This window comes from Desulfosarcina sp. (genome assembly GCF_046496365.1).
Taxonomy (GTDB): Bacteria; Desulfobacterota; Desulfobacteria; order Desulfobacterales; family Desulfosarcinaceae; genus Desulfosarcina.
In genome coordinates this window covers 19,054-44,829 of record NZ_JAWOHB010000135.1, presented here as the reverse complement: position 1 = coordinate 44,829, position 25,776 = coordinate 19,054, and the positions used below count along the sequence as shown (strand labels likewise).

Annotated in this window: 18 protein-coding genes; all 18 read left to right on the top strand. The window is 59.1% G+C overall.

Annotated elements, in window-relative coordinates; genetic code table 11:
* Positions 1 to 285: 285 nt before the first annotated feature.
* The 18 genes from R6V78_RS12390 to R6V78_RS12305 all read left to right on the top strand — a co-directional run bounded on the left by R6V78_RS12390 (position 286) and on the right by R6V78_RS12305 (position 25,765).
* Positions 286 to 681, top strand: a complete 396-nt coding sequence (locus R6V78_RS12390; RefSeq protein ID WP_410289672.1) for a 4Fe-4S binding protein — start codon at positions 286 to 288, stop codon at positions 679 to 681.
* Between the two features lie 24 nt (positions 682 to 705).
* Entirely contained in the window at positions 706 to 2,298 is a 1,593-nt protein-coding gene (locus R6V78_RS12385) for a BCCT family transporter (protein WP_410289671.1), read from the top strand.
* Between the two features lie 12 nt (positions 2,299 to 2,310).
* A complete protein-coding gene (locus tag R6V78_RS12380) occupies positions 2,311 to 4,221 on the top strand; it encodes an aldehyde ferredoxin oxidoreductase family protein (protein WP_410289670.1) in 1,911 nt (636 codons plus the stop codon).
* A 173-nt stretch (positions 4,222 to 4,394) separates the two neighbouring features.
* On the top strand, positions 4,395 to 5,606 hold the full coding sequence (locus tag R6V78_RS12375) for an NAD(P)/FAD-dependent oxidoreductase (protein WP_410289669.1): 1,212 nt from the start codon (positions 4,395 to 4,397) through the stop codon (positions 5,604 to 5,606).
* A gap of 59 nt (positions 5,607 to 5,665) precedes the next feature.
* Positions 5,666 to 6,559 carry a sugar phosphate isomerase/epimerase family protein gene (locus R6V78_RS12370; RefSeq protein ID WP_410289668.1) on the top strand — a complete coding sequence of 298 codons (894 nt, stop codon included), beginning with the start codon at positions 5,666 to 5,668 and terminating at the stop codon, positions 6,557 to 6,559.
* Between the two features lie 51 nt (positions 6,560 to 6,610).
* Positions 6,611 to 8,032 (top strand): trimethylamine methyltransferase family protein, encoded by a 1,422-nt coding sequence (locus R6V78_RS12365; RefSeq protein WP_410289667.1) that lies wholly within the window; start codon positions 6,611 to 6,613, stop codon positions 8,030 to 8,032.
* A 290-nt stretch (positions 8,033 to 8,322) separates the two neighbouring features.
* Positions 8,323 to 9,579 carry an ABC transporter substrate-binding protein gene (locus R6V78_RS12360; RefSeq protein ID WP_410289666.1) on the top strand — a complete coding sequence of 419 codons (1,257 nt, stop codon included), beginning with the start codon at positions 8,323 to 8,325 and terminating at the stop codon, positions 9,577 to 9,579.
* A gap of 88 nt (positions 9,580 to 9,667) precedes the next feature.
* On the top strand, positions 9,668 to 10,423 hold the full coding sequence (locus R6V78_RS12355) for an ABC transporter ATP-binding protein (protein WP_410289665.1): 756 nt from the start codon (positions 9,668 to 9,670) through the stop codon (positions 10,421 to 10,423).
* Between the two features lie 12 nt (positions 10,424 to 10,435).
* A complete protein-coding gene (locus tag R6V78_RS12350) occupies positions 10,436 to 11,143 on the top strand; it encodes an ABC transporter ATP-binding protein (RefSeq protein ID WP_410289664.1) in 708 nt (235 codons plus the stop codon).
* 19 nt (positions 11,144 to 11,162) lie between these two features.
* Positions 11,163 to 12,203, top strand: coding sequence for a branched-chain amino acid ABC transporter permease (locus R6V78_RS12345; protein WP_410289663.1), 1,041 nt, complete (start codon positions 11,163 to 11,165; stop codon positions 12,201 to 12,203).
* A 10-nt stretch (positions 12,204 to 12,213) separates the two neighbouring features.
* Positions 12,214 to 13,233, top strand: coding sequence for a branched-chain amino acid ABC transporter permease (locus tag R6V78_RS12340; RefSeq protein ID WP_410289662.1), 1,020 nt, complete (start codon positions 12,214 to 12,216; stop codon positions 13,231 to 13,233).
* 96 nt (positions 13,234 to 13,329) lie between these two features.
* Positions 13,330 to 15,747 (top strand): FAD-dependent oxidoreductase, encoded by a 2,418-nt coding sequence (locus tag R6V78_RS12335; protein ID WP_410289661.1) that lies wholly within the window; start codon positions 13,330 to 13,332, stop codon positions 15,745 to 15,747.
* Positions 15,748 to 15,876: 129 nt separating this feature from the next.
* Positions 15,877 to 16,647 carry an electron transfer flavoprotein subunit beta/FixA family protein gene (locus R6V78_RS12330; RefSeq protein WP_410289660.1) on the top strand — a complete coding sequence of 257 codons (771 nt, stop codon included), beginning with the start codon at positions 15,877 to 15,879 and terminating at the stop codon, positions 16,645 to 16,647.
* Positions 16,648 to 16,659: 12 nt separating this feature from the next.
* The gene (locus tag R6V78_RS12325; RefSeq protein ID WP_410289659.1) at positions 16,660 to 17,616 is read left to right on the top strand and encodes an electron transfer flavoprotein subunit alpha/FixB family protein; all 957 of its coding nucleotides are present in this window, start codon (positions 16,660 to 16,662) and stop codon (positions 17,614 to 17,616) included.
* Positions 17,617 to 17,797: 181 nt separating this feature from the next.
* Positions 17,798 to 19,801, top strand: coding sequence for a (Fe-S)-binding protein (locus R6V78_RS12320; protein WP_410289658.1), 2,004 nt, complete (start codon positions 17,798 to 17,800; stop codon positions 19,799 to 19,801).
* 299 nt (positions 19,802 to 20,100) lie between these two features.
* On the top strand, positions 20,101 to 21,267 hold the full coding sequence (locus tag R6V78_RS12315) for a hypothetical protein (RefSeq protein ID WP_410289657.1): 1,167 nt from the start codon (positions 20,101 to 20,103) through the stop codon (positions 21,265 to 21,267).
* A gap of 148 nt (positions 21,268 to 21,415) precedes the next feature.
* Positions 21,416 to 22,546 carry an efflux RND transporter periplasmic adaptor subunit gene (locus R6V78_RS12310; RefSeq protein WP_410289656.1) on the top strand — a complete coding sequence of 377 codons (1,131 nt, stop codon included), beginning with the start codon at positions 21,416 to 21,418 and terminating at the stop codon, positions 22,544 to 22,546.
* Positions 22,547 to 22,666: 120 nt separating this feature from the next.
* Positions 22,667 to 25,765, top strand: a complete 3,099-nt coding sequence (locus tag R6V78_RS12305) for an efflux RND transporter permease subunit (protein WP_410289655.1) — start codon at positions 22,667 to 22,669, stop codon at positions 25,763 to 25,765.
* Positions 25,766 to 25,776 lie beyond the last annotated feature (11 nt).

Here is a 25,776-nt window from a genome sequence, read left to right as displayed (position 1 = left end):
CTGCCTGAATGGCTGGACAATTTTGTCCAGTCGGGCTGAATCCCTGCGCCTGAAAAAAAGAAACTTTCTCTTTCATTTCAAGGGGCTGAAAAAGACCCTCCGCCTGGCATAAAGATTGAAACCTTTCATTCATCAATGGTGAGTCAACGTTTGCTTGTCTTTGCCAGGGTCGCTGGTTGTACCTACCGCTTTCCCGAATCCGGCCAGGATCTGCGCGACCCCGACAGCACAGGGGTTTTCGGAGTGCCGGTTGACTGTTCAACCCTTATCAAGGAAGTTCAATCTATGATGCCGACGGTTATCCACGAAAGGTGTTCCGGTTGCGGAACCTGCAAGCTGGCCTGTGCGCTGGAAAATTTCGGCGCCGTTCAACCCGCCCGTGCACTGTTGCGGATTGAGGGCCGCTTTCCTTCCCCCGGAGATTACCGGATTCATTTCTGCGATCAGTGCGGCGAGTGTGCCGACAACTGCCCGGTGGAGGCCATTGTCATGGCATCCGGAGTTTACCGGGTCGACCCGGACCTTTGCACCGGTTGCCTGACCTGCGTGGACGTGTGTCCCAAAGGGGTCATGGTCGTCCAGCCGCAGTCCGATTTCCCGTCCAAATGCATACGCTGCGGCGCCTGTGCGCAGATCTGTCCGCGCGGTGCCATTGTGATGACCGAAACGGTGAATGCATAACCGAATATTCAGAAAGGAAGGGTAATGAACGACAACACGATCGACAAAACCGTGTCCATCATTTCGGCCCTGTGCTGCCTGGCCTTCGTTTTCATGACGATGGCTTCGCCGGATCAGGTCAAGGAACTGTTCGACAAAATTTTTAAATTTTTCATCGCCAACTTCGGGTGGGCCTACATGACCTGCGTGGCTGGGTTTGTGGTCTTTTGTCTGGCCGTGGCCTTTTCCCGTTTTGGCAACATCCGGCTGGGCAAGGACGACGAAATCCCCGAGTTCAGCCTCAGCACCTGGTTTGCCATGCTCTTTGCCGCCGGCATGGGCATCGGATTGGTCTTCTGGGGCGTTGCCGAGCCGATCTACCATTTCGCCGGCCCGCCCTTTGCCGAAGCCAAAACGGCGGCGGCGGCCTCTGAGGCGATGCGCACCACGGTTTTCCACTGGGGACTGCATCCATGGGCCTGCTACGCCACTGTGGCGCTGGTGCTGGCATATTTCCAGTTCCGCAAGGGCTACCCCGGGCTGATCAGCGCGACACTCACCCCGTTAATCGGTGAGCGGGCCGCCCAGGGAACCGCAGGCAAGGTCATCGACTCCCTGGCGGTGGTCACCACCCTGTTCGGCGTGGCCACCTCGTTGGGCCTGGGCGCGCTGCAGGTCACCACCGGCCTGGACCTGCTCTACGGCATCGGCAAGGGTACGGCGGTCTCCATCACCGTCATCGCCATCGTCACCGCCTTATACATCACCTCCGCTGTGACCGGCATCAACAAGGGGATCCGCATTCTGAGCAACACCAACATGGTCATGGCCTTCGGCCTCATGGTTCTCGTGCTGGTCATCGGCCCGACCCGTTACATTCTGAATTCATTTGTCGAATCCATTGGCAACTACCTGCAGAACATACTCTGGCTCAGCTTTTTTGTGGATGCCAGCGGCGGCGTGGCCAAGCACACCGGCTATGATTGGTCCGGCGCCTGGACGGTTTTTTACTGGGCCTGGTGGCTGACCTGGGCCCCTTTTGTCGGCGTCTTCATCGCCCGCATTTCCCGCGGCCGAAAAATCCGCGAGTTCGTTTTGGGCGCCCTTCTGGCCCCCACCCTGCTGTGCGCCCTCTGGTTCAATATTCTGGGCGGGTCGGCCATTTTTCTGGAACTCAACGGCACGCCGGGCATCGCCGAGGCCACCTTCAAGGATGTGACCACGGCCATCTTCACCCTCTACAACAACTTCAGCATGAGCGCCTTTTTGTCCCTGATCTCCATGATCATCGTCTCCATCTTTTTCATCACCTCGGCCGATTCGGCCACTTTTGTCGTGGGCATGATGACCTCCGGCGGCAGCCTGGAGCCCAAAACCGGCCTGAAAGTATTCTGGGGGCTGGTCTGTTCGTCCATTGCGGCCATGTTGCTGGTGGCAGGCGGTCTCAAAGCGGTCCAGACGGTTTCTTTCGTGGTCTCGTTTCCTTTCATGATCCTGATGATTTTCATGGCCTGGTCATTTATCAAGGCCGTCTCGGCAGAGACCCAGACGGCCCTGAAACCTAAAAAACGCAAATCGGCAAACCGGCCTGCGGCAGTCGCTCCCACGGCTGAAGCGGTTCCGGGACCCTTGAATTAAGGAGTTGGATATATGTACGGATATGCCGGAACGATTCTTCGGATCGATCTGTCCAGCGGAGTGATTGACAAACAGCCGCTGGACGAAGCCATGGCGGAACGGTTTATTGGTGGCCGCGGGTTCGTGGCCAAACTGCTATTTGACGAACTGCCGCGCGGCATCGACGCCTATGATACCCAGAACCTGTTCATTGCCGCCACCGGTCCCCTGTCCGGCCATCTGGTTCCGGCCAGCGGCAAGACGCATTTCGGCACCAAGTCGCCGGCCACCGGCGGCTACGCCGACAGCAACATGGGCGGCCATTTTGGCCCGGCGTTGAAATACGCCGGCTATGATGTGCTGGTACTCAGCGGCCGCGCGCCGGTGCCCAGCTACCTGTTTATCCAAGACGGGCGTGTCGAGATCCGGTCTGCCGACGCATACTGGGGGCAGGGGGCTTTGACCGCGGAGAAGAATCTGAAAACCGACCTTGGTGAGGACTTCCAGATTCTGACCATCGGGCCGGCCGGTGAACAGCGGGTGCGCTATGCCTGCCTTTCCCACGACTTCGGCCGTCAGGCCGGGCGCAGCGGTGTGGGAGCCGTGCTGGGTTCCAAGCGCATCAAGGCCATTGCCGTGAGGGGGACGGGAAGCCTGCCGATTTTTGATGTGAAAAAGGCTTTTGAGGCCGGAAAAGCGGCTTACCGCAAGGTGGCCGCAAAACCGGGGTTCACCGAATGGACCCCCGAGGGAACAGCCGGTATCACCAACTGGGTCAACGAGGTGGGGGTTTTCCCCACCCGGAACTTCAAAACCTCTTTCTCCGATCACTACAAGGCGATCAACGGCAAGGCGATACTCGAAAAGTTGAAAATTACCGACAAGGGCTGCTATTGCTGCCCCACACCCTGCGGGAAATACGGACACACCCAAACCAAACTGGGTGATGCCTACGTGGAAGGCCCCGAGTACGAAACCATCGCCCTGTTCGGCGGCAACTGTGAACTCAAGACCATCGAAGAGGTGGCCTACGCCAACTATCTTTGCGATGAACTGGGGCTGGACACCATTTCAGCCGGTGCCGTCATCTCCTGGACCATCGAGTGTTATGAAAAAGGCCTGCTGGGAGAAAAAGAGATCGGCCGGCCGGTAAAATTCTCGGATCTGGAAACCATTGGCTATTTGCTGGAGAAAATCGTTGCCCGTGAGGGCATCGGCGATCTGCTGGCCGAAGGGGTCAAAAAAGCCGCCGAGAAAGTGGGGCAGGGCTCTGACGCCTTTGCCATTCATGTCAAGGGACTGGAGTGGACCGGGTACGAGTGCCGCAACGCCCCCGCCATGATGCTGGCCTACATGACGGCCGACATCGGTGCCCACCACTCCCGTGCCTGGGTGCTGGGCCACGACATGGCCGGGGCCTGGACCAACGTACATGACCTGGTCAGCGGCGGCGGCAAGGTGGAGCGGCAGCCCCCGGCCCTGATCAAGGCGGACAGCGCCCGCTACGTCATCGACTCCCAGCACGCCCGCCCCCTGTTTGACGCCCTGGGCATCTGCCGGCTTCAATTCATGGAACTGGGCTTCGAGGTGGAGAATTACGAGGAACTGTTCTATTTGATTACCGGTAAAAAACGGTCCTGGCAGGAGATGCTGGGCGTATCCGAACGCATTTGGAATCTGACCCGCGCCATTTCCGCCAGGGAAATAAAAGGGTTTGGCCGCAGCTGGGATTTCCCGCCCAAACGGTTTTCCACCGAGCCGATCCCTTCCGGTCCCAACATGGGCTATTTCATTCCCAGAGAGAGTTTGGAACAGCTGCTGGACTGGTATTACGCAGCCCGGGGTTGGGATGCCAACGGACTGCCCACCCGCGCAACGCTGGTGCGCATGGGATTGGAAGAGGTGGCCGATGTACTTCGTGCCGAAGGTGTGCTGCCCAATTAAAAAATGGCATCTTGCGGCCCAGATCTGCGTTCTGGCGTTTTCGAAATCCTCGACGTAGCGCTGCTACGCCTCCGGTTTCCAAAACGCTGCGGCCTTGATCCGAACCACAAACCACCATTTTTAAAGTGGGCGCCAGCTTGATTTGAAGCTAGATCAATCGGGAGAAAAAGAACATGAGGAAAATACTGACACCGGAAAGATTTAATCAGGAAACGGCCGATGCCGTGGTCATCGGTGGCGGGATTATCGGTGTGGCCACGGCCTTCTGGCTTTCCCGGGCCGGCATGTCCACCACCCTGGTGGAGATGCGTGACGGGCTTTCAACCCTTACCACCACCGCATCCATCGAATCTTTTCGCGCCCAGTTCACTGAACCGGCCATGGCGGCCCTGGCCAAGGAGTCCATCGATGTGTGGGAGAACTTTGCCCAGGTGACCGGACTGGCGGGTTATGCAATCGACCTGCATCACGGCGGCTACCTGTTTTTGACCACCGCAGAGGAAAAAGTGGCCGATGTCGCGGCCACGGTCAAGGCTTACCACCAGGTGGGCGTGGCCGATTCCGAGTACCTCGGTGGGGATGAGATCCTGAAGCGGTGGCCCTGGCTGTCACCTGAAATCAAAGCCGGTGCGTTCCGGGCCAAGGACGGCTGGTTCTCCGCACACGAGGTGACCCAGGGATTCGCCCGGGCGGCGGACCATGCCCGCTTTTATGTGCGCACCCGGGCCGTCGGCATCGAGACCGACAAGCAGGGGGTTTGCGCGGTGCTCACCGACCGGGGGCGCATCAACACGCGCGTGGTGGTCAATGCCGCCGGGCCCTTCGCCATCACCGTGGGCCGTTGGGTGGGATTGGATCTGCCCATTTACCAGATGCGCCGCCAGCGTGTTTTTGTGGCCCCCCATCCAAAAATTCCGCACCATTCACCCCTGATCATGGATGTGGATAACGAGTCTTACTGGCGGCCGGAAACCGGCGGCGCCCTGCTAGGCTGGCACGACCCCGACGAGCAGAAGAGCGAACCCATGGAAGACCCCCAGGGGGACTGGGACTTTCCGGCTTTCACCCTGGAGATGTGCTCGCGCCTGAGTCCATTCTGGACCGAGGTGGTCGATGACCTGAAGCAGGAGGATCTGTCGGTCTACGCCGGCCAGTATGTGCATGCGCCCGACGATCAGCCCCTGATCGGACCAGTCACCGGGATTCCCGGTTTCTACTTGAACTGCGCCTACTGGCCGGGGGTGATGCTGTCGGCGGCGGCCGGCCGCTGGACCTGCGACCTGGTCACCGGCCGGATGAAGCCGGCGGACAATCCGCTGCGTTTGAGCCGCTTTGAAGAGGGGCTGGCCACGCCACCGGGAGCGTTTATGCGCGGAAGACATTGAACCCTCATAGAAAGCATACCAGTCGAATACGGTTGCACCGTGAGGTAGGAGAAATCGTCATGGCCAAAAAAATGAAACTGGGACTGCATACATACACCCTCCATCTTTGGGGGCTCGGCCAGAACTGGGGCATCGTGGCCGAACCGCGCCCCAAGGCTATGAATCTGATTCAGCTCATGGACAAGGCGGTTGAATGGGGGCTGGACGGGCTCCACATCACCGGCTGCGATCTGGAAACCAAGGACGATGGACGGCTAGCGCAAGTGAAGGCGGCCGCACAGACACGCAACCTCTACCTGGAGTATAATTTTTCCCGGGATGAAGCCTTCGACCCGCGCCTGACCGATCCTATCGCCGACGGCATCCGCATTGCGCAGAAGCTCGGTGCGGACCTTGCAAAGATCAGTCTGGACATCCGGCGCCCCCGCCCCCTGTACGGCAGCTGCTTCCACCCAACCGTCATGGCGCAGCTCTGCACGGTCTATGACGAAGTCAAGGCGGCGCTTCCCCTGGTGGAGCGCACCGGCATCCGGCTGGCCCTGGAAAACCATACCGAAACCTTTGCCGATGAGATCCTGTGGCTGATCGCCCAGATCGACCACCCCCTTGTCGGGGCCTGCGTCGACACGGTCAATTCCATGGCCGTCCTCGAAAACCCGGAGGCCGCCGTAAACAAGCTTGCGCCCTATGCGTTCTGCAACCATTTTTGCGACCACAAGCTCGACAGGGACCAGTTCGGCATCCGCTTCCACGGGGTCGCCCTGGGCGACGGGGACATCGACTGCTTAAAGGTCTACAAAACCATTTGCAAGGTGTCGCCGACGGACCGGATCACTTTTGAAATCGAATGGGATATGGGCGCAGATTCCCTGGAAGTGGCCCGGGAAAAAGAGATGGATGCCTGCATCCGGAGCATCGCATACGCCCGCGACGTTCTCGGGATCGGCAGGTAACCGCTTCTGTTTTTTGACTAATTGAAGTTTTCCAAGAAAAGGGGGGCTCCCATGCAGCGGTTTGAATATTTTACTGACGACGATGTCCACAAGATTCACGAAGCGACCCTGCGCGTGCTGGAAACGGTGGGCGTGGATTTTGGATACCCACCGGCCATCGAGGTGTTCAAGCAAGCCGGCTGCAAGGTGGATGGTGAAAGGGTCTTTTTCTCTCCCAGGATGGTTATGGAGCAGGTGGCCAAAGCGCCTTCCGAATACACCCTGCAGGCCCGCAACCCAGAGAAGAATGTGGCCATTGGCGGCGACAACATCGCCTACATTCCCTGCTACGGACCGCCATTTGTTCACGACCTGGATCGGGGGCGGCGTGAATCCACCCTGGAAGACTACACCAACTTCGTCAAACTCTCCCATGCCAGCCGGAGCATTGACATCACCGGCGGCATGATGGCCGAGCCCAATGATATTCCCCACCCAAGGCGCAATGCCGAGATGATGCTTGCCTCCATGCGCTATTCGGACAAGCCGTTCATGGGCGGCGCCATCGGGGCCGAGGCCGCCCGTGAAACCATCGAAATGGCGGCCATTGTCTTCGGCTGTTCCCAAAAAGACCTGGCTGCGAAGATGCCCATGATCAGCATCCTGTGTACCCGAACGCCCCTGGCATACGACGACCGGATGCTGGGTGCGATCATGGTGTATGCCAAGGCCGGCATGCCCCAGTTGATCTCCTCCCTTTCCATTGCCGGGGCCACCTCACCGGTGACCATGGAAGGCACCCTGGTGGTTCAAAACGCCGAGGTGCTGGCCGGCATCGTGTTGACCCAGCTGATCTGCGAAGGCACGCCGGTGGTTTTCTCCGGGTCATCCTCGGCCGCCGCCATGCGCTATGGCACGTTGAGCATCGGTGCGCCCGAGATGGCGGTGAACACGGCCGCCACGGCCCAGATGGCAAGATTTTACGGGATTCCCAGCCGCGGCGGCGGGGCGATCACCGATTCCAAGCTCCCCGATGCCCAGGCCGGGATGGAGTCCATGATGAGCCAGCTGATGGCCACCCTTTCCGGCGTCCATTTCGTGCTGCATTCCGCCGGCATCCTGGAAGGCTACATGACGGCTTCCTACGAAAAGTTCATCATCGACGACGAAATTTGCGGCATGTGCAAGCGCATCAAACGCGGGGAGAATGCCGATCCGCAAAAGCTGGCCCTGGATGTGATCGCCCAGGTGGGGCCGGGCGGTGAATACCTGACCCACATGCATACCTTCCAGAACTTTCGCAAGGAGTTCTACACACCCATCATGGAGCAGAAAGAGAGTTACGCCGGATGGAAGGCAAAGGGCGGGGAGTCCATGGAACGGGTGGCCAACCGTAAATGGAAGCAAATCCTGGAATCCTACCAAGAACCCAGCCTCCCCGCTGAGGCCCTTGGTGAACTGGCGAAGTATATCGAGAAAAAATACGGAAAATAGGATCAGGCGCAAACGATTTTTCACATCATGGCGAAAATATATTTGCTTATTAGAAAGTTTTTTTTCTTCTGCTGATTTCGTCAACCCTAGATTTATTTTTGAATTTTTCCCCAAAGATTAATTAACAGATTGTTGTTAATGTAAAAAAAACAAGTGGCCAGGCTTTTTTGATTGGATGAATAAGAATTAGTTGCTGCGGTATGTTTATTGCGTTCGTATATTGGACTGCAGGTAAGCGGCACATTTTTTGATCCAAAAGCAGTCAAACCCAAACCCCAACGGAGGAACCCATGAGAGGAAAGAAACTGATAGTGAGTGTCGTGATGGTCTGTTTTGCGCTGACCCTGTTTGCCGGACCAGCCATGGCGGCCAAGGTGCTGAAAGTCGGTGTACTGGGACCCTTTACCGGACCGTCTGCTAAAAACGGGGCCGAGTTCAAAGCCTCCGTCGAGATGGCGCTGGACAAAATCGACTATACGGTAGGTGATTACAAGCTTGAAATCGTTTGGATTGACAGCCAGAGCGATCCAGCCAAGGCTGCCAGCGCATACGCCGAAGCGGTTGAGCGCAAAGGCATCGACTGCGCCATGCAGAACTGGCACAGCTCGGTGGCCGTGGCTGCCATGGATGTGGCCGCCCAGTACAAGATTCCCCACTGGTTCGGTTTTGGTGCCACCGAAGTGGTCAATGAAAAGTGGAAGGCCGACCCGCAAAAATACAGCTACTGGGGCGGCAAGGGCTGGCCGATTCCTGCCAAGATGGCCTTGGGCTACGTTGAGTGCCTGGAAAACGCCATCGCCGCAGGCACCTGGAAACCCAAAAGCAAGACTGTTGCTATTTATGGCGAGGACAGCGACTGGGGACGCAGCCTCGGGGGAGCCCTGAAGGGCTTTTTTGCCGACAAGGGCTGGGAGATCACTTCCGAAGATTACTTCCCGCTCACGCAGACCGACTTTTATCCGCTGCTGGGCAAATACAAAAAACAAGGTGTCGCCGTTTTGGCCGGAACCTCCACCGCCGCTCCGACCATGACGGCATTTGTCAAGCAGGTCGGCGAAGTGGGTCTGAACTCCGTGGTCATCGCCGATGGCCTGGGCTGGATGGGTGACTGGTATACGATGGCCGGCCCCGCCTCCAACGGCGTGCTGGACATGATTCCCCAATTGACCACCAAGGAAGCCCAGCAGTGGGCCGCGGACATCAAGGCCAAGTATGGTTTCAACCCCAGCCCTTCCGCCGGCGGTCTGTGCTACGACGGCACCAACATGTTCATCAAGATTCTCAACCGCACCCTTGAAAAATACGGCACGCTGGACAAGGTCACCATCCACAAGACCTTTGTCGAAGAGGTCCATACGGGCAACCTGACCTTCGGTAAAGCCGACGGCGCCCTGATCATGAATGAGTACCGCTACACCCCGGAAAGCGTACCGGATCCGGTCGTGGCCAAGGATGGCTACTATTTCCCGGTCATTCAATACACCAACGGCAAAGGCGACATCGTCTTCCCTGAGGACTGGAAAGTGAAAGAATTTCAGGCCAAGTAAACGTTATCCAAATTCCTGACGCGGGCGGGGTCGGGAACGTTCCCGGCCCCGCTGCTACAACGGACCCCGACCTAAAGAAAAGAGGCCAATGATCGTACTGGAGACCAAGGAGTTAACCAAGCAGTTCGGCGGGTTGACGGCCGTCAACGCGGTGTCCATGCACGTCAACGAGGGGGATATCGTGGGGCTGATCGGCCCCAACGGGGCGGGCAAGACCACCCTGGTCAACGCCATCGCCGGCTTGAACCCGCCCACTTCGGGCCAGGTGTTCATTTTTGGAGAAAACACCACCGGCAGGACCCCGGAGAAGATGTGTCGACTGGGATTGTCGCGCACGTTCCAGATCCCCATCCCCTTCCCCAAGATGACCGTGCTGGAAAACGTCATGACCGCGGCCATCTTCGGCAATCGACCGGGCACGGTCAAGGATCCGGCGGCCCACAGCCGCAAGATGCTCGAATTCGTCGATTTCCCCATTGCCGAAGACACCATCAGCGAGCAGCTCAACACCGTGCAGCTCAAACGCCTGGACCTGGCCCGGGCTCTGGCCAGCGGGCCGCGGCTGCTCTTTCTGGACGAGCTGGCCTCGGGGTTGAGCGAGGGCGAGCTCAAGGATATCATGCAGCTGATTTTAAAAATCCGCGCAAAAGGCATCACGATCCTGATGATCGAGCACATCATGCAGCTGATCATGGGCCTTTGCAACCGGCTGGTGTGCATCCAGTTCGGCATCAAGATCGCCGAGGGCACCACCGCGGAAGTAGCCAACGACCCCAAGGTGACCAAGGCCTACCTGGGTGATGCGGTGGACAGCTGCGTTCCCGACGCCCAACAACCCGCTTAGGATGAAGACGCGATGTTACTGGAAGTGAACAACCTCAATGCTGGCTACGGCTATCTGCAGATTCTGCGCGACGTGTCCCTGACCGTTGACACCGGCGAGTATGTGTGCCTGGTGGGCCCCAACGGGGCGGGCAAGAGCACCACGCTCAAGACCATCGCCGGGCTGGTGGCGCCCATGAGCGGCGAGATCCGCTTCAAGGGCGAACCCATCGGCGGTCTGCCGGGCAACAAGGTGGCGCGCAAGGGCATCGCCCTGGTCTCAGAGGCCATGAACCTGTTCGTCAACATGACCGTGCAGGAGAACCTGGCCATGGGGGCGTACACCATCAAGGACAAACGGCTGCAAAAGGAGCGCCTGGATTTTGTCTTCGACCTTTTTCCGCGGCTGGTCGAGCGGCGCAACCAGCTGGCCGGGACCATGAGCGGCGGTGAGCGCAAGATGCTGGCCATCGGCCGGGGGTTGATGTCCAACCCCACCCTGCTGTTGGTGGACGAGCCCTCCTTCGGCCTGGCCCCGCTGCTGACCGAAAGCGTGTTCCAGAGTCTGGACACACTGGTCAAGCAGGGCATGACCATCATGCTGGTGGAGCAGAATGTCACCAAGACCCTGGCCGTGACCGACCGGGGCTACGTGCTGGAAAACGGCCGCATCGAACTGGCCGGCAAGAGCAGCGACCTGGCCTGCGACGCCCATGTGCGCAAAGTGTTTTTAGGTGTCTGATACGGAAAGGAACCGGTTCATGGTAGAACAGGTAGAAAAACGCGTCTGGGAACGCGTCTTCAAGTGGGCCGGATCCTCAGCGGGCCTGGCGGTGATTCTGACCCTGGTCGTGGCCGTGGCGGCGACCTTGGACCGCGGCGGCTACGTGCTGGTCAACACGGTGGTCACGGGCGGCATGCTGGCCCTGGTGGCCATGGGGCTGGCCCTGGTGTTCGGCGTGATGAACATCCCCATGTTTGCCCACGGGGAGTACTTCATGATCGGCTCGCTGACGGCCTACTATGTGTTCACGCCCATCAACGACTACATCACCATGAACCCCGATTCGTCCCTGGTTTTTCTGGGGCCGCTGATCACCATCCTGGCGGCCATGATCGTGGGAGCCCTGGTGGGAGTGGCCTCGGAGGTGCTGGTCTTCTCCCAGTTAAGAAAGCGCAGCCGGGAGAACTGGGTGATGAACTCCTTTCTGCTCACCGTGGGATTGGCCGTTGTGCTGATCAACGCCCACCAGCTTTTCTTCGGGGCGGACTTCAAAGGCATTACCCGCTACTGGGCCGGCATGCCCATTTCGGTCATGGATGTGTTCATCTCCCGCGACCGGGCCATGTCCTTTGCCCTGGCGGTCGTCGTGGTGGCGGCGTTCTGGTTTTTCATGACCTATACCCGCACCGGCCGGGCTATCCGGGCCGTATCCCAGGACGAGAACGGCGCCCTGATGGTGGGTATCGGCCTCAAGGGCATCCTGATGCTGACCATGTCCCTGTCCTGCTCCCTGGCGGCGATCGCCGGGGCCAGTTTGCTGTTCATGTATCCCGCCTATCCCTCGGTAGGCTTAGAGCCGTTGTACATGGCCTGGTTCGTGGTGATTCTGGCCGGCCTGGGCAACGTGCTCGGGGCGGTGATGGGCGCTTTCATGGTGGCTCTTTTGAAAGTACTCACCGTGGAGTACATTGGCTCCGGCTGGGACTTCGTGGTGCCTTCGGCCCTGATCATCGTCGTTTTGATCTTCAAACCCAGCGGCATATTCGGTTCCGAAGTGCGCGGCATCCTTGATAAATAGCGGAGGATTCATGGACCAGAACAACCCCGTCAACAAGCTGCTGAACCTGTTGTGCTTCACCCCGGCCGGATTGATCGCCCTGGCGGTGCTGTTCGTGCTGCCCCTGATTCCGCCCTTCAATCAGGAGTACCTGCTGCGCTGGTTGATCAGCGCCGCCTTTATCGCCGCCCTGGCTGTGGCCTTCGACTTTACGGCCGGGTTCATCTCCATCGTCAATTTCGGCTATGCGGCCATCATGGGCCTGGGGGGCTACACGTCGGCCATTCTGGCCGAGCGCCTCGGCCTGAACCCGTGGCTGGGCATGCTCGCCGGCGGTCTGCTGGCCGCCTTTCTGGGCTTCGTGATCGGCGCCATCACCCTGCGCCTGCGGGGCATCTTCGCCGCGTGCCTGGCCTGGTTCTTCGGCCTGGCGCTGATGGGCCTGGCCACCAAAATGGTCTGGCTGACCCGCGGCCCGTTGGGCATGCGCGTGGACCGGCTGTTCGAATCCTCCTCCAACCTGCCCTACTACTACCTGTGCCTGGCGATGATGGTGATCATTTACATCATCTGCAAGTGGTGTACGCGCACCAAGATGGGCCTGGCCTTCAAGGCCATCGGGCAGAACATGGAGGCGGCGCGCACCTCGGGGATCAATCCCATATTCTACCGCCTGGTGAACTTCACCCTGAGCTGCGCCCTGGCCGGCTGGCTGGGTGGATTTTACGCCCACTATTACGCGATTCTCACCCCGGACATAATGCACACCTCCAAGACGGTGGAGGTGTTGGCGGTGGCCTACATCGGCGGGCGGGGCAGCCTGTGGGGCGGGGCCGCCATCGCCTTTCCCTTCATCTTCGCCATGGAGCTGGTGCGTTCGTCGCTGACCAACCTGCCCGGCCTGAATCTGCTTTTGTACGGCCTTTTGCTGATTCTGGTGATGATCTACTACCCCGGCGGATTTGCCGAGTTCTTCGACAAGACCTTTCGTAAAACCAAAAACCGGATCATGGGCTATGTTCTCAACGGAGCCCACGGGGGCGCCAAATGAGGACTGCGTGAACAGGCAACCCAGTGGTGACATAAACATGTATCGACGACAACTTTCCGCCGGTGCAATATCCATATCAAAAGGAGAAGGAACGTTATGAAAACACATGCAAGCGTGGTCGTCATCGGCGGCGGTGCCATCGGTGTCAGTGTGGCCTATCATCTGGCCAAATACGGCTGGAAGGACGTGGTGCTGATCGAAAAACACGAGCTGACCTCCGGCTCAACCTGGATGGCCGCTGGAAACTGCTCATTTTTCCACGGCAACTACTACTGCACCCAGGTCAATATGAAGAGCATTGAGATCTACCAGCAGCTGGAGGCTGAAACCGGCCAGAGCGTGGGCTGGCACACCACCGGGTCCATCCGTACGGCCGACAACCCTGGCCGCATGGAAGAGTTGGGCTATATTTACAGCATGAACCGCTGCCTGGGTCTGGACGTCAGCTGGATTACGCCGGAGAAGATGAAGGCGATGCACCCGCTCATGAACGTCGACGGCATCATCGGCGGCCTCTACTGGCCCGATGACGGCGACGTGGATCCCAACGGCATCACCATGGCCATGAGCATCGGGGCCAAAAAAAACGGCGCAGAGATCAATACCCACACCCAGGTGACCGGCATCGACCGCACCCCCGCCGGCGATTGGCTGGTTCACACGGACAAGGGCGACGTCACCTGTGAATTCGTAGTCAACGCCGCCGGGCTTTGGGCTCCCCAAGTGGCCCAGATGGTCGGGCTGGAGATTCCCTCCATCGCCGGTGAGCATACCCACATTCTTTTCGAAGCCATCGATGTCGTTGAAAAGCGCGACACTTACCTGCCTCTGGTGCGCGATCCCGACCGCTCCATCTATATCCGCCAGGAGATGGACAGCTTGATCCTTGGCCTTTACGAGAGCAAGGTCAAACAGTGGAACCCCAAAGGGGTGCCCTGGGATTATGCCCAGACCGAACTGCAGCCGGACATCGACCACATCGCCGATTTTATCGAAAACGGCATCTACCGGTTCCCCATTATGGGTGAAACCGGCTTCAAACACGTCACCGACGGCCCGATCACTTACACGCCCAACGGCGATCCGCTGGTGGGGCCGGCCTATCCGCTGAAAAATTTCTTCCACGCCTGCGGGTACAGCTTCGGCATCACCCAGGCGGGCGGCATCGGCCACTACCTGGCCGGCTGGATCATGAACGGCGAGCCCGAGATCGACCTGTGGCCGGTGGACAGCCGCCGCTACGGCAGCTATGCCAACTGGGCCTACAACCACGAGAAAATTGAAGATACCTATCCCAGGCTATATTCCATTATCTGTCCCAACGACTGGCGTGACGCCGCCCGTCCCAACCGCACCGCACCCATTTACGAATATCAGAAGCAGGCTGGCGCGGTGTTCGGCGACTACTACGGCTGGGAGTGTCCCAACTATTTTACTGACAATGCCGCGGACAGGCGGGAAAACCCGGGCTGGAAACGCAACAACACCCACGGCTATGTGGGTGCCGAGTGCAGGCAGGTCATGGAAAAGGTCGGCATCCTGGATCTTTCTCGATTCGCCAAGACCCGCATCACCGGCCCCGGTGCCGAAGCCTGGCTCAACCGCATGACCTGTCAGAAGGTACCGACCCGGGACGGTCGCATTGCGCTGTCCCCCATGCTGGACAAAAATGGCAATTTCAAGTCGGACATGACCGTTACCCGGATCAGCGGCGACGCGTATTTCTGCGTCACCGCCTCCGTGGGCAAGCGTCACGACCAGCACTGGCTGATGGAAAACCTGCCCACCGACGGCAGCGTATGCATGGAAGATGTGACCTACCGGTTGGGCTGTTTGGTAATTGCCGGCCCCAGGAGCCGCGAGGTGCTGGCCAAGGCTGCCTATAATGACGTTTCCAACCCAGCTTTTCCCTTCGGCACCAGCCGCGAAATCTATGTGGGCCGGATCAAGTGCCGGGTCAACCGCATGAACTACGTGGGCGAACTGGGCTATGAGATCTTCCATCCCATCGAATCCCAGACCGCGGTCTTCCAGACCCTCATGGCGGCCGGCCAGGAATTTGACCTGAAGATGTTCGGCATGTACGCCATGGATTCCATGCGCCTGGAAAAGGGCTACCTGGCCTGGAAAAGCGAGATGAACGTCCACCACACCCCGCTGGAGACCAACGTGGCCTGGACGGTCAAAATGGACAAGGACTTCATCGGCAAGGCCGGGCTGGAGAAGCAGAAGGCCGCCGGCGCTCCCCGCCAGCTGATCTGTCTCGTGTGCCAGGCCGAAGATGCCGATCCGTGGGGCTACAACCCCATCTTCAATGGCGATCAGATTGTGGGCATGACCTCCTCGGGAGGGTATGGACACCGCACCGGCAAGAGCATCGCCCTGGGTTACGTACCCCCTGAACTGGCAGCGCCGGGAACCCGGCTGGAAGTGGAAGTGCTGGGCAAGCGTCTGGCTGCCGAAGTCGTCGCCATGCCATTGTACGATCCGAAGAATGAGCGGATGAAAGCGTAATACGAATGCAGGGCCTCCTCCTGCTGCCGGGGCGGGACCGACCCGCGGCACCTCCCCGAATCGGGTCGGTCCCGCCATCTCCGGTAACCGGGAAGCGGCTGACAACACAAGAGAGGTGAGGACACGATCATGCAGATTTATGTGTGTGTTAAACATGTGCCCGACACGGCAGCCAACATAAAAATCGTCGGCGAAAACGGGTTTGATGATACCGGCTGCAAATTTATCGCCAACCCCTACGATGAATACGCCGTCGAACAGGCCGTGCAGCTGGTGGAAAAAAACGGCGGCGAAGTGGTTGCCGTCACTGTCGGCAAGGCGGCGGCCGCTGCCACGATCCGTGCGGCCATGGCCATGGGGGCTCACCGCGGTATCCTGGTGACCGTGGAAAGTCAGTTCCTGGACAGCCAGACCACCGCCAGGGCGCTCAAGGCGGCCATCGAGCAGGACGGCCAACCGGACATCATCTTCACCGGTAAGGGCGCCGTGGACTCCGAAGGGTATCAGACCCTTTACCGACTGGCTGCCGCCATGAATCTGCCGGTGGTCAATGAAATCAACAGGCTGGAACTGGGCGACGGCAAAGTCACCGTGGGACACGAGATCGGCGGTGGTGCACGCGAAGTGCTCGAGGTTGCCCTGCCCTGCGTGCTGGGTGCCACCAAAGGCCTCAACGAACCGCGCTACCCCAAATTCCCGGACATCATGAAGGCCAAGAAAAAGGACCTCAAGCAGGTGGCCATCGCCGATCTGGGCGTTTCCATCGACGGTGCCCAGAGTGAACTGGTCAAACTGGAAAAGGTACCCGAGCGCACCGGCGCCAGGATGCTGGGAGGCGACATCCGCCAGGCGATGGAAGAGCTGGTGAGGATACTGAAAGAAGAAGAAAAGGTGATTTAAGGAGAATTTATTATGGCTACCATCGGTGTTTTGATTGAAACCGAAGCGGGCAAGATTAAAGAGACCAATTTCGGTGTACTCACGGCCGCCCGCGGTCAGGGGGACGACACGATCGTCGCTTTGATAATGGACGGTTCGGCGGAGGGCGCTAAGGATGCCTTGGCAAAATACGGTGCCAACCAGGTGGTGCAGGTTTCCGTGGACGGTGCCGACCTGGGTGCCAGTCCCGACCTCAAGGCACGGGTCCTGGCCGCTGCCATCGAAAAATATAGCCTGGATGCCCTGTTGGGTCTGGCCAGCGCCCAGGGGCGCGATATATTTGCCCGGCTGGCGGCATTGATGGACCTTCCGTTGGCCTCGGACTGCATTGCCGTGGATGTGGCCACCAGAACGGTCAGGAAATCCCACTTTTCAGGCAAGACGTTTGCCACCGTCAAGCTGTCCGGCCCGGTCATGCTGTGCGCCATGCGCCCCAATGCCATCGATGCCGTGGAGGCACCGGTGGACGCCTGCGTGGAGACCTTTGCAGCGCCAGTCCAGGATCCGGGTCGGGTGAAGGTGGTAGCAGTGAAAAAAGAGGCCTCGGACAACGTTGACCTCACCGAGGCGGGCGTCATCGTCACCGGCGGCCGGCCGATTGCTTCGGCGGACAACTATAAAATTCTGGCCGAATGCGCCCGGCTGCTGGGCGGCGCCATCGGTGCCTCGCGGGCCGCTGTGGATGCGGGGTTCGCCCCCCACGCCATGCAGGTGGGGCAGACCGGCAAGACCGTCAGTCCTCGGCTGTACATCGGTTGCGGCCTGTCCGGTTCGGTACAGCATTTTGCCGGCATGAAAACGTCTAAGGTGATCGTGGCCATCAATACCGACAAGGATGCTCCCATTTTCGAAAAATGCGACTACGGCATCGTCGGCAACCTTTTCGAGGTGGTGCCGGTGTTGACCGAAGTGCTCAAAGAAAAACTGTAGTGTCCCTCCACAAAGGGCGTCTTTGGGCCCAGGCCGGCATTCTCGCTCGGCTGAAATCCTCGACGTAGCGCCGCTACGCCTGCGGTTTCAACCTCCCTGCGGCCTTGGCCAGAACCCCAATCCACCCTTTGTGAACGGACACCCGTTGCCCAGTAGTTTCAGAATTTCCCCGGAGTGAGGTATGGAACAGTACACCATCATTAAATCATTTGTCATGCTCATGGCCCTGGCCGGGGCGTTTACTTTTTTCTTCCTGCGGGTCAGGCGGCTCTATCGTCTGATGATGGCCGTCGAAGGCACGACCCGATTCAAGCTGGACCAGGTTTCCACGCGTATCGGTGTGCTGTTCAAGGATGTGCTGGGCCAGGCCAACGTGCTGCGCAAAAAATGGCCCGGCATCGCCCACACCCTGATCTTTTTCGGTTTTCTGGCGGTGCAGCCCCACAGCCTGGAATTGATGATCAAGGGGATCTGCCCAGCTTTTGAGGTGGGCAACTGGATCCCCGGGCTCTATGGCGGCTACCTGTTCGTGGCCGATATCCTGGCAGCGTTCGTGCTGGTCGGGTTTGCCTACGCCATTTACCGGCGGACCATGCTGCGCCCTCCCTACCTGACCCTGGGCACCGATGCCAACCTGATCATCCTGTTCACCTGCCTGATTATCGTTACCTTCCAGTTTATCAACGCCTTCCAGACCTTGCTGCCCCTTGCCGCCGACGCTTACGACTACCGGGGTATTTTTCCCGTTTCCGGGCTGCTGGTGCCGCTCTTGGGATTGGATACGCTGAGTCCGCAGCAGGTCTTTGCCGGCTACGAGGTGGCTTACTGGATCCACATGGCCACCATCTTGAGCTTTCTGGTGTATATTCCCGGGTCCAAGCACCTGCACCTGCTGGCGGCGGCGCCCAACGTCTTTTTAAAGCCGCTGGTGCGCGAAAAGGCCATTATCAGGACCGACATCGAGAACGAAGCACTGGAGACATTCGGCTTGGGCAAGGTCAGCGAGCTGAACTGGAAAAATGTGCTCAACCTGTATGCCTGCACTGAGTGCGGCCGATGTGAAGAGCAGTGCCCGGCATCCAATACGGATAAACCCCTCTCACCCAAAAAGGTGGTCCATGACCTCAAGGTGGATCTGCTGGATCATTCCGACGCCATTTTAGGCGGCGACTGTGACCAGGTGAAACCCATCGTCCGTGAAGATTCCCCGGTCACCGGTGACGTCCTCTGGTCCTGCACCACCTGCCGGGCCTGCGAGGACATCTGCCCGGTCAACATCGAACATCTGGATTTCATCATCGAGGCGCGCAAGCATCAGGTGCTCATGGAAGCCAGCTTCCCGCCGGAGGTTCAGGAGACCTTCACCAACCTGGAAAATCAGGCCAACCCCTGGGGGTTCGGTGCAGACAGCCGGGCCGACTGGTGCAAGGGCATGGATGTTCCCCTGATGAGTGACAACCCTGAAGCGGAGCTGCTCTGGTTCGTGGGCTGCGCCGGGTCCTTCGACGACCGGGGCAAAAAGATCTCCCAGGCCATGGCGCGGGTGCTGCAGCGTGCCGGCGTGGACTTCGCCATCCTTGGTCCGGAGGAGGCCTGCAATGGGGATATGGCCCGGCGTGCCGGCAACGAATACCTGGCCCAGATGCTGATCCAGCAGAACGTGGAGACCCTAAACGGGTACAAGCCCAAAACGATTCTCAGCGGCTGCCCCCACTGCTTCAACATCATCAAGAATGAATATCCCCACTTCGGTGCCGTCTACCCGGTGGTCAGCCACGCTGAATTCCTCTTCGACCTGCACCGGCAGGGACGTTTGAAACCCAACGGCAAGAGCCTGGGCAACCTGACATTCCACGATTCATGCTACCTGGGCCGCTGGAACGGCATCTTCCAGCCGCCGCGCGACCTGCTGCGATCCATGAACAACGGCCAATTGACCGAGATGCAGCGCAGTGGTGAAAAGGGCTTCTGCTGCGGCGCCGGCGGCGGCCGCATGTTCATGGAAGAGACCCTGGGCAAGCGCATCAATGTGGATCGTGCCGAAGAGATCATGCGCAGCGGCGCGGCCACCGTTGCCGCCGCCTGTCCGTTCTGCGCCACCATGCTTTCCGATGGCCTGATGGACAAAGCCTCGGCCGTTGCCGTCAAAGATATCGCCGAAATCGTGGATGCCGCTACCGTTTGACCATTGAGATGAATTGGCGGCGTGCATGCCCGTGGCGGGCAATGGCCAAGATACCAGCGCCTGGAGGTTTAAGAAAATCCGCCAGCCGAAATTCATCAGACATCACTCTCATCCTGCAGGCGGCGCCGGCGAGAATCGCCCGCGCCGCCCTATAATGGGTGACCCCGTTCAAGCATCCTCCCGGTCTGTGACATTTTTTTTACTGGCCTTTTCGAGTTTGATCCATTAAACGTCAATCTGGTGATAGTTTGATGTTAAGGTCGATCTCCCTGGCGACTGCCTGACAAGAGAAACGTTTTATGAGAACCCTTGCGATGACTTATCGGAAAATTGCAACATTTATAGTCGGCTGTCTTTTGTTGATTGCCGGCAGCGCTGCCGCATCCGAGCAGCGTGCGGATTTGCCGCCGGGTGTCCTCCCGAGCCTGCATTACCTTTTGGATCTGGCTAAAAACAAAACGGATGGCGCCTTTGATGCGCGCCGCATCGCACCGTGGCTGGAATTTCTGCAGTCGCCCAAACCGGCCAACACCTTCTACCGTGCCGACGAATCGTTCGAAGCACCATCCGCCTACAACGAATTCAACGTCGAGGCAGGTCTCCAGGAGATCATCGACTACACCCTGCATGCCGACATCCCCTCATATTTTTTCTGGCCGTCTTCCCTGCGGCTGGCCAGCTGGACATGGATTGACGGTGGTGAGGATCAGCTGACCCGGCTGCGGTCGGCGTTCGACGACCTGAATACCCCGTTCATTTTCAGAGGCGCCGAACACATCACCATTACACCGGATCAGCACTCCGGCGCCTACTACAGTTACGATGTCGACAAAATGATCATCCTCAGCCCCTATCAGAAGGGGAAGATGATGATCAATATCTACCGGCAGCAGAAACCATCGGCGGTAGGCAGAAAAGGGTGGGTGCTGGGCAATGACGACGAATGGAACTACCTGTACACCCGGGATAAGGGGCTGAACGTCAAGGGACTGGGGTGGGCCGATACCTACATGTACGATTCATTCGGGATAACCGTTTATTACCAGGTGGACCCAGAAAAACCGGCCGTCACCTGTGGAACCGTCAGTTGGGTGAAGGCCGGCTGGGCGGGTATCAACATGGTCCAGTCCAAACATATTCATCGGGGCCTGGTCCGTGTGGCTGACGCTTTTACAGTGGTGATGGAAGACCCCCGGCTGCCGGAGCCCGCCGAATTGGCTGAGACCTTCTCAAAATCCAGGAACCTTCCGAGCCCCACCTTGCGGGCATACGCCAAGGATTATCTTTCCGGCCTGCAACAACGCATCGCATCATCCGAAACCCTCTTGAAAAAAGTGGGCGGTAAGTTTGACAGCCTCACCATGCTCGATCAGATGACCCGCGATGAACTATACGCCGTCCTGGCCTTGGACTATTTTAAAATGATTCTCGGACATGATCCTGTGATGACGTCCCACCCATTCTGATCCATGACCTGCCCATGTGTGCCTTCCTGTGAAACCACCCCCATGCCTTTCCGGTATTGACTTTGGCTATGGCCGTAACAATATTGATGAGGTCTGGTTCCAAGATTCTGAAAGCATGCTTCGACATAAGCTAAAAAGCTGAATTTTAATGAAGAAAACAATCATCTTCGCCATTATCGGACTTGTCCTTCTCATCGGCGTGCTCGGGGGAGTCAAAGGGTTGCAGATCAACCGCATGATCGCCCAGGGAAAACAATATGTGCCCCCGCCCGAAACCGTGACCACGGCGGTGGTGCAATCTTCCACCTGGCCCAACGAACTGACGGCGGTTGGGTCTCTCGAGGCGGTCCAGGGCGTTATGGTCGCCGCGGAACTTTCCGGCAAGGTCGTCAAAATCGCCTTCGAACCGGGACGCGCGGTAAAAGCCGGGGAACTGCTGATCCAGCAGGACACCACGTCGGAGGCCGCCCAACTCCGAGCGGCCGAGGCGTCCATGCAGCTGGCCCGGCTCAACCTGGAGCGGGCCAGGGAACTGCTGCCCGAGAACGTGATCACCCAGTCCAACTTCGACAACGTCGAGGCCGAATTCAAGCAGGCTGCCGCACAGGCGGACACCATTCGCGCGATCATCGCCAAAAAAACGATTCGGGCTCCCTTTGCCGGCCGACTGGGGCTTCGCCTGGTCAACCTGGGGCAGACGCTCAATGAAGGGGAGCCGATTGTATCGCTGCAGTCCATGGATCCGATTTTCGTCAATTTCCAACTGCCTCAGCAGGAACTGACCAAACTCCAGCGGGGTCTATCCGTGACGCTGACCAGCGACGCACTGCCCGGCAAAACCATCGAGGGCGCCATTACGGCCGTAAACCCGCAGGTGGATCGCACCACCCGAAACATCCGCGTGCAGGCCACCGTGGCCAACACCAAAGAGCAGCTGCGCCCGGGTATGTTCGTCAACGTGGCTGTTGTGCTGCCTGAAGACCGGATGGTGTTGACCATTCCATCCACCGCCGTTTTGTATGCCCCTTACAGTGATTCGGTCTTTATTGTGGAAGACCCGCCCGATGATACCGACGCATCTTCGAAAAGTGTCGCCCGCCAGCAGTTCCTCCGCCTGGGGGATACGCGTGGGGATTACATCGCCGTGCTGTCCGGCCTCAAGGAGGGCCAGACCGTGGTGAGCACCGGTGCGTTCAAGCTGCGCAACGGACAATCGGTGGTGGTGGACAACACGCTCTCCCCTGAGTTTGATCTGGCTCCGCACCCGGAAGAGGGGTAAACAAATTTTTTTTGTGGACGACAGGAGATTGTCGGTAAATGGCGCGCAGCGCGCCGTGCCCCTGATGATTCCGAAACCGATCCCGAACCCTGAACCAGAGACCGGAAACCCCATCTCCCCATGAAAATAACCGATCCGTTCATCCGCCGGCCCGTCCTTGCCCTGGTGGTCAATCTGGTGATAATCATCGCCGGTCTTCAGGCGGTGCGAACCCTCAACGTACGCCAATATCCGCGCAGCGACAATGCCGTGGTCACGGTGACAACGGTCTATGTGGGCGCCAGTGCTAATCTGGTGCGCGGATTCGTTACCGTCCCGCTGGAGCGTGCCATCGCCGCGGCCGACGGCATCGATTATATCCAGTCCCAGAGCACCCTGGGGCTTTCCACCATCAGTGCACGCCTGAAGCTCAACTACGACCCCATCAAGGCGCTGTCGGAAATCAGCTCCAAGGTGGATCAGGTGCGCAACGACCTGCCCCCGGAGGCCGAAGTGCCAACGATCAACGTGGAGTCGGCCGACAGCCAGTTTGCCTCGGCCTACCTGAGCTTTACGTCCGATCTCCTCCAGCAGAATGAGATTACCGACTACCTCGTGCGCATCGTGCAGCCCCGGTTGTCGGCTATCCAGGGTGTGCAGCGGGCGGATATTCTCGGAGCCCGCACCTTTGCCATGCGCATCTGGCTCAAACCCGAACGCATGGCCGCCTTTAACATCAGCCCGGTTCAGGTGCGCCAGGCCCTGGCGGCCAACAATTTTCTGGCGGCCGTGGGACGGACCAAGGGCGCCTTGATCCAGGTCAACCTGACAGCCGACACAGACCTGCGTTCCGTTGAGGAGTTTAAACGCCTGGTGGTGAGGCAGCAGGACGGAGCCGTCATCCGCCTTGAAGACATCGGCGACGTTGTTCTCGGGGCCGAGGATTATGACACCCAGGTGCGTTTTTCCGGCCAGACCGCCGTCTTCATGGGAATCTGGCCCCTGCCCAATGCCAACTCGGTGGAGGTGATCCGTCTGGTGGGCAAGGAGATGGACGCCATCGGCGAACAGCTCCCCGAGGGTCTCAATGCAAGGGTGGCCTACGATGCCACCAACTATATCAGCAACGCCATCCGCGAGGTGGTCAAAACCCTGACCGAAACGCTGCTGATTGTCGTTTTCATTATTTTCATGTTTTTGGGATCCCTGCGATCGGTGCTGGTGCCGGTGGTGGCCATTCCGATCTCTCTGATCGGCGCCGTTTTTCTGATGCAGGTGATGGGCTTCTCCATCAACCTGCTGACCCTGCTGGCCATCGTGCTCTCGGTGGGCCTTGTGGTGGACGATGCCATCGTGGTGGTTGAGAATGTCGAACGCCATCTGAGCGAAGGGAAGTCTCCCCTCGATGCAGCTTTGCTCGGCGCCCGGGAACTGGTGGGTCCGCTGATCGCCATGACCATTACCCTGGCGGCGGTATATGCGCCCATCGGCCTCCAGGGCGGACTGACCGGTTCCCTGTTTCGGGAATTCGCCTTCACCCTGGCCGGTGCGGTGACCATCTCTGGCATCGTGGCCCTGACCTTATCGCCCATGATGGCCTCCAAACTGCTGACCCCGGGGATGTCCGAGCGCGGTTTTGCCGGAAAGATCTCCAGGGATTTCAAACGCTTCACCGCCTTTTACGGCCGTCTTCTAGATGCAACGCTGGACGCCCGCCCGGCGGTTTACGGGGTTTGGATCGTGGTCAGCCTGCTGACCATCCCCATGTTCATCATGTCTCCCAAGGAACTGGCGCCGTCCGAAGACCAGGGCGTTATTTTCGGCATCATCGATGCGGCGGCCAACTCCACGATTGACCTCAACACCCGCTATGCCGCGGCGGTAAACGATGCCTACATGAGCATTCCGGAAACGGAGTTTACCTTTCAGGTGACCACCGCCAATGCCGGTTTTGCCGGCATGGTGGTCAAACCCTGGGATGAACGCGAGGCAACCATTTTTGAACTGCTGCCCCGGGTGCAGCAAAAACTCAATGCGATTCCCGCTATCCGCGTTTTTGCGGTTACCCCCCCGGCACTGCCCGGCGGGGGGGATTTCCCGGTGGAGGTCGTCCTTGCCTCCACGGCGGAGCCGGTGGAGATGCTTGAGCTGGCCCGCCAGCTTCAGCTCAAGGCCATGCAGAGCGGGATGTTCGCCTTTCCGCCGATCATAGATGTAAAAATTGACCAGCCTCAGTCGGAACTTGTCATCGACCGGGAAAAGGTGGCCGACCTGGGCCTGGATCTTCAGCAGGTGGGCAGCGACATTGGTTCCATGGTGGGCGGCAACTACGTCAACCGTTTCAGCATCGCCGGGCGCAGCTACAAGGTGGTACCGCAGATCAGCCGTACGGACCGCTTGAATCCGAACCAGCTGCGCAGTGTTTATATAACCGGTCCGGACAACCAGCTGGTGCCCCTGAGCACCATCGCCACGATCCGCAATTCCACCGTGCCGCGATCGCTGAACCGCTTTCAGCAGCTCAACGCGGTCACCATCAGCGGCGTGGCCATACGGCCTCTGGATGAGGCGCTGCGCTTCCTGGAGAACGAAGCTGCCAAGATCCTGCCCAAAGGATACGTCCTGGATTATACGGGTGAGTCGCGTCAGCTGCGCACCGAAGGCAACACCTTCATCCAGGCCTTCGGGCTTGCCGTGGTGCTTATCTTTCTCGTTCTGGCGGCCCAGTTCAACAGTTTCCGTGACCCCTTCGTGATTCTGGCCGGCTCGGTGCCCCTGGCCATGTTCGGTGCCCTGGTTTTCACCTTCCTGAAAATGCCCGATCCCAACGTGCCTTTCTGGACTGCGGGCTGGACCACCACCTTGAATATCTACAGCCAGGTGGGTCTGGTCACCCTGGTGGGGCTGGTGTCCAAAAACGGCATTCTCATCGTCGAATTCGCCAACAGCCTGCAGCGGCAGGGACGCGTCAAGCGGGACGCCGTGCGCACCGCTGCCCTGACCCGCCTGCGCCCGGTTCTGATGACCACCGGTGCCACCATTGCCGGCCATTTTCCCCTGACGCTGGTGACCGGTGCCGGTGCCCAGGCCAGGAACTCCATCGGTCTGGTGCTTGTGGGCGGAATGGCCATAGGGACGCTGTTCACCCTGTTCGTGGTGCCTTCCATCTACATGCTGGTGGCCCGCGACCACTCCAGGGATGCACAAACGTTGATCGCCTCACATGAGGCAGCGTCCTGAACGGCAGGGCC

Coding starts and splice junctions, on each gene's coding strand:
- R6V78_RS12380 (WP_410289670.1), top strand. CDS start 2,311: ATGTACGGATATGCCGGAACGATTCTTCGGATCGATCTGTCCAGCGGA.
- R6V78_RS12315 (WP_410289657.1), top strand. CDS start 20,101: ATGAGAACCCTTGCGATGACTTATCGGAAAATTGCAACATTTATAGTC.
- R6V78_RS12310 (WP_410289656.1), top strand. CDS start 21,416: ATGAAGAAAACAATCATCTTCGCCATTATCGGACTTGTCCTTCTCATC.
- R6V78_RS12345 (WP_410289663.1), top strand. CDS start 11,163: ATGGTAGAACAGGTAGAAAAACGCGTCTGGGAACGCGTCTTCAAGTGG.
- R6V78_RS12335 (WP_410289661.1), top strand. CDS start 13,330: ATGAAAACACATGCAAGCGTGGTCGTCATCGGCGGCGGTGCCATCGGT.
- R6V78_RS12330 (WP_410289660.1), top strand. CDS start 15,877: ATGCAGATTTATGTGTGTGTTAAACATGTGCCCGACACGGCAGCCAAC.
- R6V78_RS12375 (WP_410289669.1), top strand. CDS start 4,395: ATGAGGAAAATACTGACACCGGAAAGATTTAATCAGGAAACGGCCGAT.
- R6V78_RS12355 (WP_410289665.1), top strand. CDS start 9,668: ATGATCGTACTGGAGACCAAGGAGTTAACCAAGCAGTTCGGCGGGTTG.
- R6V78_RS12325 (WP_410289659.1), top strand. CDS start 16,660: ATGGCTACCATCGGTGTTTTGATTGAAACCGAAGCGGGCAAGATTAAA.
- R6V78_RS12340 (WP_410289662.1), top strand. CDS start 12,214: ATGGACCAGAACAACCCCGTCAACAAGCTGCTGAACCTGTTGTGCTTC.
- R6V78_RS12365 (WP_410289667.1), top strand. CDS start 6,611: ATGCAGCGGTTTGAATATTTTACTGACGACGATGTCCACAAGATTCAC.
- R6V78_RS12390 (WP_410289672.1), top strand. CDS start 286: ATGATGCCGACGGTTATCCACGAAAGGTGTTCCGGTTGCGGAACCTGC.
- R6V78_RS12385 (WP_410289671.1), top strand. CDS start 706: ATGAACGACAACACGATCGACAAAACCGTGTCCATCATTTCGGCCCTG.
- R6V78_RS12320 (WP_410289658.1), top strand. CDS start 17,798: ATGGAACAGTACACCATCATTAAATCATTTGTCATGCTCATGGCCCTG.
- R6V78_RS12370 (WP_410289668.1), top strand. CDS start 5,666: ATGGCCAAAAAAATGAAACTGGGACTGCATACATACACCCTCCATCTT.
- R6V78_RS12305 (WP_410289655.1), top strand. CDS start 22,667: ATGAAAATAACCGATCCGTTCATCCGCCGGCCCGTCCTTGCCCTGGTG.
- R6V78_RS12360 (WP_410289666.1), top strand. CDS start 8,323: ATGAGAGGAAAGAAACTGATAGTGAGTGTCGTGATGGTCTGTTTTGCG.
- R6V78_RS12350 (WP_410289664.1), top strand. CDS start 10,436: ATGTTACTGGAAGTGAACAACCTCAATGCTGGCTACGGCTATCTGCAG.